16 protein-coding genes are annotated in these 16,235 nt (G+C 34.6%); 14 read left to right on the forward strand and 2 right to left on the reverse strand.

The window, feature by feature from the left end; all coding sequences use genetic code 11:
* From AN964_RS26920 to AN964_RS09995, 5 genes are all read left to right on the forward strand, one after another.
* The coding region (locus AN964_RS26920; RefSeq protein WP_220096210.1) for a transposase at positions 1-119 on the forward strand (119 nt) is incomplete at its 5' end.
* A 457-nt stretch (positions 120-576) separates the two neighbouring features.
* Positions 577-2,535: a lipoteichoic acid synthase gene (gene ltaS, locus AN964_RS09980; protein ID WP_055739532.1), complete on the forward strand. Its 1,959-nt coding sequence runs from the start codon at positions 577-579 to the stop codon at positions 2,533-2,535.
* A 220-nt stretch (positions 2,536-2,755) separates the two neighbouring features.
* Positions 2,756-4,018, forward strand: coding sequence for an ammonium transporter (locus AN964_RS09985; RefSeq protein WP_055739533.1), 1,263 nt, complete (start codon positions 2,756-2,758; stop codon positions 4,016-4,018).
* 38 nt (positions 4,019-4,056) lie between these two features.
* On the forward strand, positions 4,057-5,037 hold the full coding sequence (locus AN964_RS09990) for a DUF294 nucleotidyltransferase-like domain-containing protein (protein WP_055739534.1): 981 nt from the start codon (positions 4,057-4,059) through the stop codon (positions 5,035-5,037).
* A gap of 2 nt (positions 5,038-5,039) precedes the next feature.
* Positions 5,040-5,768: an exonuclease domain-containing protein gene (locus tag AN964_RS09995; protein WP_055739535.1), complete on the forward strand. Its 729-nt coding sequence runs from the start codon at positions 5,040-5,042 to the stop codon at positions 5,766-5,768.
* 33 nt (positions 5,769-5,801) lie between these two features.
* On the opposite strand, the gene AN964_RS10000 is transcribed toward AN964_RS09995, so the two are convergent.
* A complete protein-coding gene (locus AN964_RS10000) occupies positions 5,802-6,035 on the reverse strand; it encodes a hypothetical protein (protein ID WP_055739536.1) in 234 nt (77 codons plus the stop codon).
* A 221-nt stretch (positions 6,036-6,256) separates the two neighbouring features.
* Between AN964_RS10000 and AN964_RS10005 the strand changes: the two genes are divergently transcribed.
* From AN964_RS10005 to cydS, 9 genes are all read left to right on the forward strand, one after another.
* Positions 6,257-7,015: a metallophosphoesterase family protein gene (locus AN964_RS10005; protein WP_187356769.1), complete on the forward strand. Its 759-nt coding sequence runs from the start codon at positions 6,257-6,259 to the stop codon at positions 7,013-7,015.
* 349 nt (positions 7,016-7,364) lie between these two features.
* Positions 7,365-8,045 (forward strand): PspA/IM30 family protein, encoded by a 681-nt coding sequence (locus AN964_RS10010; protein ID WP_055739537.1) that lies wholly within the window; start codon positions 7,365-7,367, stop codon positions 8,043-8,045.
* A gap of 94 nt (positions 8,046-8,139) precedes the next feature.
* Positions 8,140-9,168, forward strand: a complete 1,029-nt coding sequence (locus tag AN964_RS10015; RefSeq protein ID WP_055739538.1) for a hypothetical protein — start codon at positions 8,140-8,142, stop codon at positions 9,166-9,168.
* Positions 9,165-9,959, forward strand: a complete 795-nt coding sequence (locus tag AN964_RS10020; protein ID WP_244885865.1) for a TPM domain-containing protein — start codon at positions 9,165-9,167, stop codon at positions 9,957-9,959. The genes AN964_RS10015 and AN964_RS10020 overlap by 4 nt, the downstream gene beginning before the upstream one ends.
* Before the next feature lie 42 nt (positions 9,960-10,001).
* Entirely contained in the window at positions 10,002-10,949 is a 948-nt protein-coding gene (locus AN964_RS10025; protein ID WP_055739539.1) for an SPFH domain-containing protein, read from the forward strand.
* Positions 10,950-11,283: 334 nt separating this feature from the next.
* Positions 11,284-11,931 carry an FMN-dependent NADH-azoreductase gene (locus AN964_RS10030; RefSeq protein WP_055739540.1) on the forward strand — a complete coding sequence of 216 codons (648 nt, stop codon included), beginning with the start codon at positions 11,284-11,286 and terminating at the stop codon, positions 11,929-11,931.
* A gap of 448 nt (positions 11,932-12,379) precedes the next feature.
* Positions 12,380-13,714 carry a cytochrome ubiquinol oxidase subunit I gene (locus tag AN964_RS10035; RefSeq protein WP_055739541.1) on the forward strand — a complete coding sequence of 445 codons (1,335 nt, stop codon included), beginning with the start codon at positions 12,380-12,382 and terminating at the stop codon, positions 13,712-13,714.
* 5 nt (positions 13,715-13,719) lie between these two features.
* Complete coding sequence (locus AN964_RS10040) at positions 13,720-14,745, forward strand: cytochrome d ubiquinol oxidase subunit II (RefSeq protein ID WP_055739542.1); 1,026 nt, start codon at positions 13,720-13,722, stop codon at positions 14,743-14,745.
* 12 nt (positions 14,746-14,757) lie between these two features.
* The gene (gene cydS / locus AN964_RS27600) at positions 14,758-14,865 is read left to right on the forward strand and encodes a cytochrome bd oxidase small subunit CydS family protein (protein ID WP_437177101.1); all 108 of its coding nucleotides are present in this window, start codon (positions 14,758-14,760) and stop codon (positions 14,863-14,865) included.
* 354 nt (positions 14,866-15,219) lie between these two features.
* On the opposite strand, the gene AN964_RS10045 is transcribed toward cydS, so the two are convergent.
* Positions 15,220-16,101, reverse strand: coding sequence for a LysR family transcriptional regulator (locus AN964_RS10045; protein WP_055739543.1), 882 nt, complete (start codon positions 16,099-16,101; stop codon positions 15,220-15,222).
* Positions 16,102-16,235: the final 134 nt, after the last annotated feature.

The raw sequence follows: 16,235 nt of genomic DNA on the forward strand, positions 1-16,235 counted from the left end.
TGCGTTGGACAACGTTAAGGGGACTTAAAAAATTGTCGATGCAGGCGATGCTTACTTTCGCTGCCATGAATTTGAAGAAAATGGCCAACTGGATATGGAAAGGTCCGGAAATGGCCTAGTAGATGAGGATGAGAGAGGTCAGCATACACCCAAAAAGGTAAAAAAGTAAGAACAAAATCAAAAGGGGTTCGGAATGTGACCATTCCGAACCCCTTTTGTCTACAATCTGGCTGCCAGTATTGGCAGTTTTTTTATTTCAAAAGGCTATTTTCCTGCAATTTTTTTTCGTAATTGATTTAAATACGAACATCCTTTCTTATAGGAATTTGATTAAACAACAAAGTTTAAGGAAAAAGCCTATTAAATAGTGACAAATTTTTATAAATATTTGCAAAAGATTCCGCAAACATGTTTAAATTTGATTGTTTTCGGGAATAACAGAAATGGGATAGATATACTATTTTCGTAAAAGCACTTGATTTTTTTTTATAAAGTATTAAAATGGTTGAAGTAAAATAGTATATTTATATTTACAACCTTAAAATCATCGTAAAGGCGATTAGGAGGTTTATAGTAATGCAACATGTTAGCTTAAAAGTTCGTAGTTTATTAAATAAAAAGTTTTCTTTGCTTTTTATTGCTACTGTACTTTTTTGGTTTAAGACATATATAGTGTATAAGACTGAATTTAACTTAGATTTGCAAAATGGGATGCAGCAATTTTTGCTATTTTTTAATCCAATTAGTTCCGCACTATTCTTTTTTGCAATTTCGTTGTTTTTTAAAGGTCGAATTCGTTATATAAGTTTAATCATCATCAACTTATTACTTTCGATATTGCTATATGCGAATGTTTGTTATTATCGATTCTTTAATGATTTTATTACAATCGATGTTATAACCCATCAAACCAAAAACTTTGGTGATTTGGGCGGAAGTGCTCTCGCATTAATGAAACCTCATGATATCTTGTATTTTGTGGATACTTTCATTATTATTCTTTTAGTAGTGTTTAAATCTGTAAAAGTCTCATATGAGAAAATCAATCGAAGAACAATATATGGATTTTTCGCAGCTGCAGTAGCTTTTTTTATCGTGAATTTGGGTCTTGCAGAAGCTGATCGGCCAGAACTTTTAACGCGGACTTTCGATAGAAACTATATTGTTAAATATCTTGGTGCATATAATTACACGATCTATGATGCGATTCAAACAACTAAATCATCAGCACAGAGGGCATTTGCTGATAGTAGTGATATAGTGGATGTTCAAAATTATGTAAAGGCGAATTATACGGATCCGAATCCAAAGTACTTCGGTGTAGCAAAAGGGATGAATGTGATTTATGTATCCATGGAATCTCTTCAGAACTTTGTCATTAATTATAAGGTTAATGGTCAAGAGGTTACACCATTTTTAAACAAATTAACACATGATCCGAATACGTTTTATTTTGATAACTTTTTCCACCAAACTGGTCAGGGAAAGACATCTGATGCGGAATTTATGATGGAAAATTCGCTCTATCCATTACCAAAAGGTGCAGTATTTACGACAAAAGCGCAAAATACGTACCAAGCAGCTCCTGCGATTTTTGATCAATTAGGATATACTACTGCGGTATTTCACGGGAATTATAAAACCTTTTGGAACCGCGATGAAATGTATAAATCTTTAGGTTACCAAAAGTTTTTTGATGCAAATTATTATGACATGAGTGAAGAAAACACGATTAATTACGGCATGGAGGATAAACCGTATTTCAGCGAATCGATGCCATATTTAACAAGTCTTCCTCAACCATTTTATACAAAGTTTATCACCTTATCCAATCATTTTCCTTTTGAACTGAGGGAAGGATCTGATTTTCCTAAGGGGAATTTCGGTGATAAATATGTCGATAATTATTTTCAAACAGCCCATTATTTAGATCAGGCACTAGAGCAATTTTTCAATGAATTAAAATCATCTGGTCTATATGACCATACTGTAATCGTATTATACGGAGATCATTATGGGATTTCAGAAAATCACAATAAAGCAATGGCGAATGTAATGGGTAAAGAGATAACTCCATATGATTATGCGCAACTTCAGCGAGTACCATTATTCATTCATGTACCAGGTGTAAAAGGTCATATCGATCACACTTATGGCGGTGAAGTAGATGTTCGACCAACTGTTATGCATTTGCTCGGAATTAATACGAAAGATTATATTTCGTTCGGATCGGATTTATTGTCAGAAAAGCATCGTCAACTAATTCCATTCCGTAATGGAGACTTTGTATCAAATGAATATACCCAAGTAGGTAATAAGTGCTATAGTAATCCAGATGGTGCGGAAGTAGAAAGCAGCAAATGTCAGGAGAGTGACAAAGAGGCTAAGACGATGTTAAGCCTATCAGATAAAGTTGTATATGATGATTTGCTTCGCTTTTATACACCAAATGGTTTTACACCAGTAAATCGGGATGATTATGACTATTCAACGGATCAACGCGTAAATAATAATTCTAAATCAGTTAATAAATAGTAAGTAGAGAGGATGTTCTTAAAGGAACATCCTTTTTTTTTTATTTTTTGGAAGATATTTCATTAAAGATAACACAAAAAAAACTATGTAAGAAATTCTTACATAGTTTTTGAAAATTTTTAAAAAACATATTGACAAATAACTTTAACAAGATAAAATTTTATTAAATGTAAGAAAAGTTTACATGTCGAGGTATAAAAAATATCAAAGGAGGATCATGATGAGTACATTGACTTTGATGAACAGTATTTGGGTTATTCTAGGAGCAATTTTAGTGATTCTTATGCAAGGCGGGTTCATATTACTGGAGGCTGGATCCACTCGAATGAAAAATGCCGGTCATATTGCCGGTAAAACAATCTTTACTTTCGGAATTGGCTCATTGGTTTTTTGGGCGGTGGGCTTTGCTTTTATTTTTGGTAATCATGCAAATTTTTTTATTGGACTTTCTCATTTCTTTTATTCAGGGTATGAAATAAATGGAATGAACCTATCTACATCCGTGTTTTTTATGTTCCAACTTGCATTTGCCACCATTGCATTAACTATTGCATTTGGAGGATTTGCTGAAAGAGCTAAATTATCAACATATGTCGTTTTCTCCATATTCTTCTCTATATTTGTATATCCTGTTATAGCTCACTGGATATGGGGTGGAGGCTGGTTGGCGGAACATGGAAAGCAAGATTTTGCCGGATCAACCGTTGTTCATTTAACAGGAGCAATGGCTGCTTTAGCTGCAACTATTTTGTTAAAACCGCGAATTGGAAAATTCAATAAAGATGGCTCACCCAATAATATTTATGGTCATAATCAAGTATATACTGCACTTTCTGTGTTACTTCTTTGGGTTGGGTGGTTTGGATTTAATGCTGGTAGTACATTGAGTGTTGATGGAGGCTTCTTTGGATATGTTGCACTTAACACCAATCTCGCAGCAGCTGCAGGAGCAATGGCTGCCCTTATCATTTCCTGGTGTGTACTTGGAAAATCAGACGTAACAGTTATTTTAAATGGTGCCTTAGCTGGGCTGGTTGCTATTACAGCTTCATGTGCATTTGTTACAACTTGGGCAGCAGTAGTTATAGGATTTATAGCAGGTATACTAGTTTTCTATAGTATGAGATTTTTTGAAAAGCTTCGTATTGACGATCCGATTTCTGCATTATCTGTTCATGGAACTGCAGGTGTTTGGGGTACATTATCAACAGGTTTTTTTGCAACAAAAAAATTAGCGACAGTAGGTTCGCCAGGTTTATTTTACGGAGGCGGCTTTCATCAATTAGGAGTACAGTTTATGGGAGTCTTTGTTTCTGGGCTTTACGCATTTATCGTTTCTTTTTCCATTCTGTTTATAATGAAAAAAGCGATGAAGGGACTCAGAGTGTCGGAAGAAGAGGAAATTATCGGTTTGGATGTAAGCGAACACGGGACTTATGGTTATCCTGAACAATTTTTAGGGAATAAGAAAATCAGCTCATAAGTATTTCCAGTATATTTTATGAAAAAGGTGGATTGTCTATGGATAAGGTGTTTTGTTCTTATAATGAATTAATAACATGGAAGAATGAAAATATATTAAATTATTCATCTGACATATCTACAATAAATAATTTTCATGATGCAATAATGAGGGAAATATTAAAAATAGCTTGCAAGCGTATTAAGGCAGTGAAAGGGGAGCTGCCTTGTCGCTTTGCATGGTTTGTAATGGGAAGTGCTGGTCGTTCTGAACAAGGGCTTATAACTGATCAAGATCATGGAATTATTTATGAATGGAATAATGAAGTAAATAAGGATTATTTTTTGTGTTTAGGGAAAGAAATTGCTGATGGAATGAATCAATTAGGTTATCCGTATTGTCACGGGTTTGTGATGAGCTCTAATATTAAGTGGTGTAAGTCAATTACAGAATGGAATAATCAGCTCTCTGAATGGATCGAAGAGGAAAATTTGGAAACGTTGAGAAATTTGCATATTTTTCTTGATGCTAGAGTAATTGTTGGAGAGATTGATTTTCTTAAGGATATAAAGCAAAGCGTTCAAAAATATATTCACAAAAATACCCAATTGTTAGTTAGATTATTAGAAAATGTTCAACATTTTTCAAAAGGTCTAGGTCCGTTTGGTCAATTTATTTTTGACATTAGGTCTGGGAATGTGAAAGGAATAGATATGAAAAAGACTATCTATATGCCTTATATTAATTGTATTCGCTTATTGTCAATAAAAAATAACATCATAAGTACATCAACGTTACAACGAATGGATTTATTAATGGAAGACAAACAGATGATGAGTCAAATAGTGAGAAACAAACATCATTTCGAACAGCTGTTAGAAATTAAAATTCGATTATCAAAAAATTCTCCTTATGAATCCAGGTATTACATTGACGTGAAAAATTTAAAACGAGATGAGAAAAAAATGGTCAAACAAATGATGAAGGACGTTATAAAACTATATGAATTTGTTGAGAGGATAATTAGAAAAAGGGGATAACAATGGGGTTAGAGTCCATTATTCAGTATCTAAAGGATATTCAAGGTAAAATAAATGTAAATATTATTAGCGCTTTTCACGGAGGTCAAACTTTTCAGCAAAAGGCTTTTATTCGGCAAATGGAAAAGGATGACTCAAAAAACCAATTAATGATTCCATTTAGTGAGCTAACTGTGGCAATAGTAGATATTGAAACTACAGGATTTTTTCCTGAAAAAGGTGATGTGATTTTTTCAATTGGTGCTATTAAAATGAAGGGAGCCAATATACTAGAGAAGCAAACTTACTATTCATTACTCAATACAAATATACCAATTGCCGAGGATATTTTAAAATTAACTAGAATAACGGAAACTGATTTAATTTTTGCACCATCACGAAAGCAAGTACTACATGACTTTTTTGCATTTATTCAAGATGTACCTCTTGTCGCCCATCATTCTACCCATGAAAGGAAATTTTTCCAACATGAAAGTTGGAAATTATTTCGGACACCTTTTCGCAATAGGATTATGGATACATCTTTTTTATCCCGTGTGATATATCCAGAATTAGACTTAAAGACATTAGATGAATGTTGTTTATTTCATAAAATAGAAATAAAAAACCGGCATCATGCATTAGGAGATGCCATCTTAACAGCTAAGCTTTGGAGCTTATATATGGAGGAAATTCAAAAAAGAGGATTTAAAACCTTATGTGACATTTATGAATATCTTTCTAAACAGTAAACATTTTAACAGTGCTAAAGGGTTGCCAGGAGATTATTTCAATCTTATTATTCCTTTCACTTTCTCCTCTAATAATATTAAAGTCATCAATTTTATGTCATTGTCATGGAGCAGGCTTTCAAGCTCCTTTGTTTTCGCAGAAAACTCGCTATTGCGCAAATCATTGATACTTCTTTTAATTCTATTTCTGACTAAATTTAGTTCTTCAATATTTTTTTCTATTAAATCATAAATTTCCTGTATTTTATGAAACTCAAAATGGTTCATATGGCTTCTCCTCTGTAAATTTTATATAAAATTTATATTCGTTACCGTAAAGGTTATTCACATTATTTTTAATAAGGCTGAATTTTGATCAAAAATGATAAATGAATCTAGTATAGATCAATTAGACAAGTAAAAAAATAGAAAGTAAAATATATTTAGAAAAACGAATATATGTTAAAATAATTAAAATACTATAAGGATGTACACGACTAGAAGTGGAGATGGGTGTAATAGAGAATCGAATATTAGTCATTAGTGACATACATGGTTGTTTAAACGAATTTCAAGAACTGCTAAAGCTTGCTGACTATAAACCTAAAAGTGATCAATTAATACTTTTAGGTGATTATGTAGATAGAGGGAGGAACAGTAAGGAAGTTGTTGAATTTGTAAAAGAATTGGTAGCCTCGAACGGTGTCATTGCTTTAAGAGGAAATCATGACCAAATGTTTTGTGATTGGATAAAAAAGCCTATTGAAACTTTAGAAAGGTATTTTCGAAATGGTGGTCTTGCGACAATTCAATCTTTTTTATCTCTTAATGTGGAAGAAGAACTGGCAGAAGAAATAGATGAAAATACATATCGTAATTGGGCAACAGCAATTTTAGATTCAAATCCAGAACTGATTGAATTTCTTGAAAATTTGCCTTTTTATTATGAAACGGACTCCTTTATTTTTGTTCATGCCGGTATTAATCCTGATTATGAAGATTGGAAATATACTAGTAATCATGAATTTATTTGGATCAGAGATCCTTTTCTTCATTTCGATCATCCATTTGACCAAACAATCATTCATGGTCATACACCAACATTTATTTTGCAAAACGACTCAAATATATTTTATGGAAATAAGAAGATAGGAATTGATGGAGGATGTGTGTATGGTAAACAACTTAATTGTTTAGAAATTAAGAATGGATATTTTACACATTATTTTGTAAAAAAAGAAGGAGAGTATTACGATCAGGAAAACTGATCGTAATACTTTTTTTATTTACCTTATTAAATTTTCACGTGTTTTTTTCATTAACTCATTAATCAGTACTTTTAATTGTATTCAAGCTTTGTACTTTAAAAAATGGTCATATGAAAATATTTCTAGAAAGTTGTAGAGCTCCTTATAAAAATTTTTTGTAAAAAAGTTTGCGGATTGTATTTTTGCCTTCAAAATTAATGAAACTTTTTTCTTATAAAACAGTATAGTGTAATATTGAGTTTTTCCACATCGTATATGATAGCAAAAACTAGCATTGATACCGTTTAGTTTGAGGCGATAAAGATGGTTGGAACTTAGTCAGGTTTATTAATAAAGGAGGAATAGAAAGATGAGCATTATTACCAGATTTAAAGATATTATGTCAAGCAATATTAATGCATTATTGGATAAAGCAGAAAACCCTGAAAAAATGATTGATCAATATTTAAGAAACTTAAACAAGGATTTAGGAAAAGTGAAGGCGGAAACGGCATCGGTGATGGCGGAAGAACAAAGATCTAAGAGAGAACTTAACGAATGTCAATCGGATATGGAGAAAATGGAACGTTACGCAATGAAAGCTTTGGAAGCTGGCAATGAAGGAGATGCGCGGAAATTTCTTGAGAAAAAGGCTACTTTAGCGGCAAAACTATCCGAATTGCAAACGGCATACCAATTGGCATCCTCGAATGCGCTGCAAATGAAACAAATGCACGATAAGCTTGTATCTGATATCGGTGAATTAGAATCACGAAGAAATATGCTTAAAGCAAAATGGTCAGTAGCGAAAACACAGGAACGCATTAACAAGCTAGGAGCATCTGCTTCCAGTTCAGGTAACTCCATATCCGCCTTTGAAAGAATGGAAGAAAAGGTGAACCGGGCATTAGATGAAGCAAATGCCATGGCAGAATTAAATACGGGTCCAAAGGATGATATTGAAGACTTAACAGCAAAGTATGATAACACTAACATTGCGGTTGAGGATGAGTTAAGTGCCTTGAAGGAAAAATTAAAGAATAATGGATAGTTTCATATCTAAAGCTATAGCACATTGCTATGGCTTTAGAACCCCTAAGTGTTTTAAACTCTATCATTTTCATATATAAAGAGGGGATTCATGCATGATATTTCAATATAAATGCCCAAGCTGCGGCAATGATATGCATTTTGATTCTGATTCGGGAGCTTTATCTTGTGAAGCTTGCGGAAAACAGGAGTCAATCGAAAACTATCCGGAAGAATTGAAATCAGCCATTTTTACTGAAGATGAGGCGAACGAATACCATTGTGAAAATTGTGGAGCTGTTTTAATTACGGAGGCAGAAACAGCTGCAACCAACTGCAGCTTTTGCGGAGCGGGTGTCGTCATTGCAGACCGACTATCAGGCAATCTTGCGCCAGCAAAAGTAATACCTTTTACCATTAGTAAGGAAGAAGCAACGCAAGCCTTCAAGAAGTGGTGCAGAAAAGGGTTGCTTACGCCAAAAGGATTTATGTCAGCAGACCGAATCAAAAGTATGACCGGGATGTATGTTCCTTTTTGGTTATTTGATTTAAATAGCAAGGTACAAGTTAATGCCGAATGTACGAAAGTAAGAACATACACTAGAGGGGATTACATTTATACAGAAACAAAATATTATGATGCGTTCCGAGACATCAACCTGGATTATATAAAAATCCCTGTAGATGCGTCAGAAAAAATGAATGACGAGCTAATGGATAAATTAGAGCCGTATCCTTACGAGCAATTAAAAGATTTTAAAACGCCGTATTTGGTTGGGTATATTGCAGAAAAATATAATTATACAGACGATGATCTTCTGCCAAGGGCAAAGGATAAAGTAAGCGAATATATTGACTCCTATATTCATTCCACCCTATCAGGCTATCATTCTGTACATTTTAAGAATAAGAGAATTAATACGAGCAGTGTAAAAAGCTCCTATGTTTTACTCCCAGTTTGGATGATTAGCTATGATTTTAATCGATCGGAGCATATATTCGCGATGAATGGTCAGACAGGTAAAGTAGTTGGCAAACCTCCTATCAGTACTAGCAAAGTGGCGATGTGGTTTGGCGGAATTTCAACTGGAGTTTTCATAGCCCTGAAGTGTGTTTCCTTAATGATGGGTGGTGGCTTTTGGTGAGTGCAAAGCTTATGAAACGCGGCCTCTTATTTTTATTAATTACTTTTTTTGTCTTAATGCCTTTTGCAATGAAAGCAGGTGCCGAGTATTCACACCAGAAGCGCTTTGTATATGATGGTGCAAATCTGCTAACGGAAAAAGAAGTGGCGAAATTAGAAGCATTGGCTAGTGAGCAGGGAAAAGATAGAAATACTGCTTTTATGATTATTACAGTAAACGGAACGGATGGGAAAGGTTATGTTCAATATGTAGGGGATTTCTATGATGAACATGCACCGGGTTATGATAAACCACATGGGAATACAGCTATCTTATTTATTGATATGGAAAAAAGAGATGTCTATTTAGCTGGATTTCAAAAAGCGGAAAAATATCTAGATAATAACCGATTGGATTTGATACAAGATAAAATAACCCCTAATTTATCGGCTGGAAAGTATTTTGATGCTTTTTCTTCCTATATTCATCTATCACATGACTACATGGGATATAAACCGGGAGTTAATCCCGACAATATTTTATTTAAATGGTGGTTTCAGCTGGTGGTGGCGATAGCTGCAGGCGCCGTTATTGTAACGCTTATGGCGTATCGGTCCGGCGGAAGAGTAACCGTTAATGCCAGAACTTATATGGATAGTAACAAATCAAAAGTACTTAGCGAGAGTGATGTGTTCGTTAGACAAACAGTAACCAAGCAAAGAAAGCCTTCCAATAATAATAAAAGCGGCGGCGGTGGAGGTATTACGAGAGGTGGGTATACCCATAGCGGAAGCAGCGGCGGAAAGTTTTAAAGTTAATAATTTTTTGAGAAAGATAGAAGGAGAAGTGGGAAGATGTCTTTTTTTAAAAATCAATTTGCAAATGTAATAGAATGGCAAGAGTTTCGGGATGATATGATTTTTTATAAGTGGCATAATCGTGAAATTAAAAAAGGCAGTAAATTGATCATTCGCCCTGGGCAAGATGCAATCTTTTTAAATAACGGAAAAATCGAAGGGGTATTTAAAGATGAAGGAGAGTATGATATTGAATCGCAAATCATCCCCTTCTTATCAACTTTAAAAGGATTTAAATTTGGATTCAACAGCGGCATGCGGGTGGAAGTACTGTTTGTGAACACGAAGGAGTTTAATGTAAAATGGGGAACAAAAAACGCTATTAATATCCCCGCACCGGGTCTTCCAGGGGGGATGCCGATTAGAGCAAATGGAACCTTTAATTTCAAAGTGAATGATTATATTGCATTAATTGATAAAATTGCTGGAGTGAAGGACCAATACCTAGTGGAGGATGTTAAAATCCGCATAACGTCCATCCTCGATCAGTTATTAATGAAATGGATTTCACGGGAAGGGAAGGATATGTTTAACCTTCAGTCTAATTCATTTGAAATTTCCAAAGGAATTAAAGAAGATTTAGACATGGAAATCATGGAAAATGGCATGACAATTTCTGAGTTTACTATCATGAGCTTCAGCTATCCGAAAGAAATTCAGGACATGATTAACAAAAACGCATCATATGGAATGGTTGGAAATGTTGATAAATATCAGGAAATATCTATGATAGATGGCATGTCTAGCGGAAAAATGAGCGGTGGGGGCACAGCCTCCGATATGGCAGGAATGATGATGGGGATGAATATTGCTAATCAAATGTTAAATAAAATGAATCAGAATCAGCATCCGGAATCACAACATTCTCCTGTCCAATCACAACAGCAGGGTGAAGTTCAACAAAAGCCAAACTTTTGTCCAAATTGCGGACAGAAACTCACTTAATAAAGTTGTATAAAAGCTATCTAAACAAATCATTAAACTTGCAGAGAGCGTATAAGGCTAATCGTCTATGCTCTCTTTTTTCTTTTTTCACAACGAGCGAATTTTAAATATCCAACTTATGCCCAGCGTTGCGAGGCATCCTTTTATTAGCATTTTTTTACGGGAGAAAAGGAGCTATGATGACTTATTGTTGATGTTCACGATTTACAAGCAGGATATCAGACAATTACAAGCTATTGTGATATAGTAATTATTCGGTAAGGAAAAGGGGGAAGAAAAGCCTAATCTATTGCCGTTACAATTTTGTAAATATTACAGTCGGGGGAAATTATAGATGAATGTATTAGTAGTAAAAGCAAACAACCGTCCTGCTGAAGCAGGGGTTTCCAGTAAAATGTATGAAACTTTTATGGAGACAATCAAAGATGCGAAAAATCTAAACGTTTCTGTATATGACGTATTTGCAGAAGATACACCGTATTTTGGTCAAGAACTCTTTAATGCATTTGGGAAAGTGCAAAATGGCGAAAAATTAACAGATCTTGAGCAACGCCTCTTAAATGCTAAACAAAAAGCGATGGACGCTTTAACTGCTGCAGATGTTGTAGTATTTGCGTTTCCACTTTGGAATTTAACGATCCCAGCTAAATTACAAACTTTTATTGATTATGTCTATGCTGCTGGATTTGCTTTTAAATATGATGCGAATGGAAAAATGATTCAATTAATGACAGATAAAAAAGCAATTTTCTTAAACGCACGCGGTGGCTTTTATTCAACACCTGAAACTTCACAGATGGAAATGTCTGTTAATTATATGCGTAATGTATTTGGCGGTGTTTTTGGTATGGAAATAATCGACGAAGTCATTATTGAAGGTCATAATGCAATGCGTGATAAAGCAGAACAGATCATCGACGAAGGATTACGTCGTGTAACCGAAGTAGCTACTAAATTAGTGAATCAAGTTGTTTTAGTGTAGATTTTATCATCCAAACTGAGAACAACCACTTTTCAAGACGTACAGTGTAATTAGCAGTTGAATAAAACTCAAAAAAGAAACCTCCTCTAAATTTAGAGGAGGTTTTATGTTTATATAGAGGTGAAATAATAATAAGATAAGCTCGTTTGCATATCATAAATGATGTCTAATTATACTATGTATAATGCATCAGTACTATGTGTTAATCAGCTAGTGAAAGATTTCACATTTTGATCATTCTTTTATCACATATTTCTCAGAAATACGTTGTTAAAACGTCATTAATTATCGTTAGAAATAAATTTTATGAGGGTATTATATAGGAAAGGAGATGATTTGATGTATAAAAGACAGGAGAAGAAATTAATATGGGTAAGCTTTATTGCAGCTGGGATTATGCTCTTGTCGCTGATTGGACGAATATTCGCAGGCTAAGGAGGATTTATAGATGGACAGCGGAAATGCTGTATTTTACAGTCGTGTCTTAACGGAAGTCACATTAACGTTTCACATCATCTACGCTACTATCGGTGTCGGGGTTCCGTTAATGATCATGATCTCACAGTGGGTGGGAATAAAGAAAAAAGATGAACATTATATTTTGTTAGCAAGACGATTGGCAAGAGGTTTTGTCATTACCGTTGCAGTAGGAGTTGTAACAGGAACAGCCATCGGTTTGCAATTGTCATTGTTATGGCCCAACTTTATGCAATTAGCTGGAAATGTGATAGCGTTGCCACTCTTCATGGAAACCTTCGCATTTTTCTTTGAGGCAATTTTCTTAGGAATTTATTTATACACTTGGGATCGCTTTGAAAATCAGAAGAAGCATTTGCTGCTATTGATTCCTGTGGCAATAGGTGCATCTATGTCAGCTGTTTTTATTACGATAGTTAATGCTTTTATGAATGCTCCGAGAGGCTTTGATGTTGTAAATGGCCAATTAGTTAATATTCAGCCTATACTGGCAATGCTTAATCCGGCGATGCCTACAAAAGTTGGGCATGTTCTTGTTACTGCATATATGACATCTGCATTTATTTTAGCTGCCATTGCTGCATTTAGAATTTTAAAGGGATCCACCCATCAGTACTATAAAAAATCACTATTCTTATTTATGAAACTAGGCTTGATTTTCTCCCTGGCAGCTTTATTGATAGGGGATTTTTCTGCAAAATATTTAGTAAAATACCAACCGGAAAAATTAGCAGCTGCAGAATGGCATTTTGAATCTTCAAAAGGAGCTAGCCTCATTTTATTTGGAATAACTGACGGTGAAAATGTAAAATATGCCATAAAAGTACCTTATGCTTTAAGTATTCTAGCTCATAATAACCCATTTGCGAAGGTGACAGGGTTAAACGAATTCCCTAATGATGAAATACCACCACTGTATATTCACTATCTTTTTGATACGATGGTCATTATCGGAACGTTTATGATTGTTTTATCCGCTGTTTATGTATTTGGTAAATACAAAAGGTGGAACTTCATTTCCTCCAAGTGGTTCAAATGGTTAATCGTTGCAGGCGGGCCATTAACGGTCATTGCACTTGAAGCTGGATGGTGGCTTGCGGAAGTTGGGCGTCAGCCTTGGATTTTATATAAATATATGAAGGTAGCGGATGCAGCGACAACAAGTCAACATGTAAATTTAATGCTCATTCTTTTCTGTATATTATATCTTATTCTTGGAATAGGCAGTGTGGTTGTACTACGTCGTATGTTTCTTAAAAACCCTATCGAGCAGGAAATTGCTGATCGGAAAGCAGAAGGGCGGTGAATGTCATGAACTTGGAGATTCTTGGGATATCTGTGTTATGGCTGTTCCTATTCGGCTACGTCATTATCGCTTCGATTGATTTTGGTGCAGGATTTTTTAATGCCTATAGTTTATTAACAGGACGTCAACATATTCTTACACATATTATTCAACGCTATTTATCACCAGTTTGGGAGATAACCAATGTATTTTTAGTATTCTTCTTTGTGGGAATCGTTGGTTTCTTTCCGAAAACAGCCTTTTACTATGGAACTACTCTGCTTATACCAGTAAGTATTGGGATTATTTTGCTGGCGATACGGGGCAGCTATTATGCATTTGAATCTTATGGTTCACGGGGGCATAAAGGATATTCATTTATGTATGGTGTTGCCGGTTTACTGATACCTGCTGCTTTATCCGTTGTATTAACGATTTCCGAAGGTGGCTATATCTCAATTGAGAAAGGCCAGCCAGTATTAGATTACTGGGCTCTATTTACAAGTCCTTTCACTTGGAGTATCGTTGTCCTGGCAATATCAGCTGTACTATTTATATCTGCAGTCTTCTTAACTTGGTATGCTAATAAAGCAGGAGATGTAAGTGCAACAAAATTACTTAGAAAATATGCGTTAATTTGGGCAGGACCATTAGCCATTTCTGTTATTGGTATAATGGTTGAACTGCGAAAGCATAATCCGGCACATTTTGATCGAATGATAGATGTATGGTATTTGCTTGTCATTTCAGCCATTATGTTCCTTATTACAGTGAGATTTATTTGGATACGTCGAAATTATGGAATAGCACTGGCTTTATTGCTAGGTCAATTTGCATTCGCATTCTATGCTTACGGTGTGTCTCACTATCCGTATTTGCTCTATCCATATTTAACTTTGTATGATTCTTTTACAAACAAGGCAATGGCGACCGCACTAGTGATTGCCTTTATATTAGGATTTTGTCTACTAATTCCATCACTTTATTTAGTGTTTAGATTATTTTTATTTGATAAAGATTATGTTCGTGGAAAAGAAAAAGGCCATGTTTAGGGGGAGCTTTAAATGGAGAATTTCCTGATGTTTTATGCACCGTTCATTATCGTGGCAGTTTCCATTATACTAGGCTTTTATTTAGCCTTAAAGGATGGACCTGTTAACAAGAGTGAGTAGTCATGTAAAATGGTTTATTTCCCTTTTTTATTATAGCAGGGCATGAAAAATTTGTTTTCAAACCCTGCTTTTCTTTTTATGGTCATATTAGGGTACATAGAGAGAGGATATCCATCAAGATTATTGGAAGAAGATTAGTGTACATCTTTTTCTCCGCTTTTGCATAAAGGCTAGTGATAACGATAATCAATGTTGATTTTATATCATTTATCATGGGAATGGACAAATAAAGCTTTATTCAACATTTTATAATAACGGGCTTAATAAGCTAGTTTTTTGTAAAGGAATCCGAATAAGAGACAATTTTTTGAAATAAAAAAAATTCTATTTGTATAGTATTTTTAATTTATAAAATTACTTCATTGCTACTTCTCTTATTAGTTCGACGAAGTTTTGAGCGGTTTTAGACAAGTAATGATTTTTTAGCCAAATCAATGCAACAGACGCAGTCAGTGCATCACTAGAAATTTTATAGGCATGTATAGGATATCCCTTATGACGTTTAAGTATCGTCTCTGGAACAATAGATGCACCAAAGTCCGATGTAATTAGATCCATTAAGAGAGTGATGTCGGAACATTCACCAACAATGTTTGGGTGTAGTTGGAATCGTGAAAAAGCCTCCTTAATCAAATAATGTACACCTAATCCTTCGGTGCTAGGTAAAATAAGTGGATATTTTTGTATTTCATCAAGGGAGATTTCATCGTTTAAATGTTTCTGTTTTTTAGATGTAATAAAGTAAAACGGTTCAGAGTGAAGATGCAGAACAGAAAGATTATCTAACTCAAGTGGCATTCGAATAATCGCAAGTTCTACAATTCGATCTCTCACTAATTTGCAAAGATGGGCGGATTCATTTTGTTGAATTTTGTAGGTAACTCTTGGGTATAGTTTTTTAAATTCATTCAATAATTCAGGTAATTCGACAAAGGAAAACGTATTGATCCCTATTGTTAGTCTTCCGTTGACTCCATCTCCAACTTCCTTAACTTCCATTTTTGCCTCTTCCATTAATTGTGTTACACGCAAAGCGTATTTATATAATGCTTTTCCAGCCTCTGTCACCTCAAAATATTTACCGCTTCTCTCTACTAATTTTGAACCTAGTTCTTCTTCCATTGTTTTTAAATGCTGGCTTAATGGCGGTTGAGAAATATGCAGCCTTTCAGCGGCAGCGGAAATTTTCCTTTCCTCAACTATCGCGATAAAATATCTCAATTGTCTTATGTCCATACGGAAACCATCTCCTCTTTTAAATCATATATAAGCTTTTTTATCAGTCATGTCCTTATCTATATCCAACGTATTTCTACTAGCCGATGAGCAAGGCGCTTTTGCTTTTTTTATTATATGAAAAACTTAAGTAA

The sequence above is a fragment of the Heyndrickxia shackletonii genome, assembly GCF_001420715.1.
Taxonomy (GTDB): domain Bacteria; phylum Bacillota; class Bacilli; order Bacillales; family Bacillaceae_C; genus Margalitia; species Margalitia shackletonii.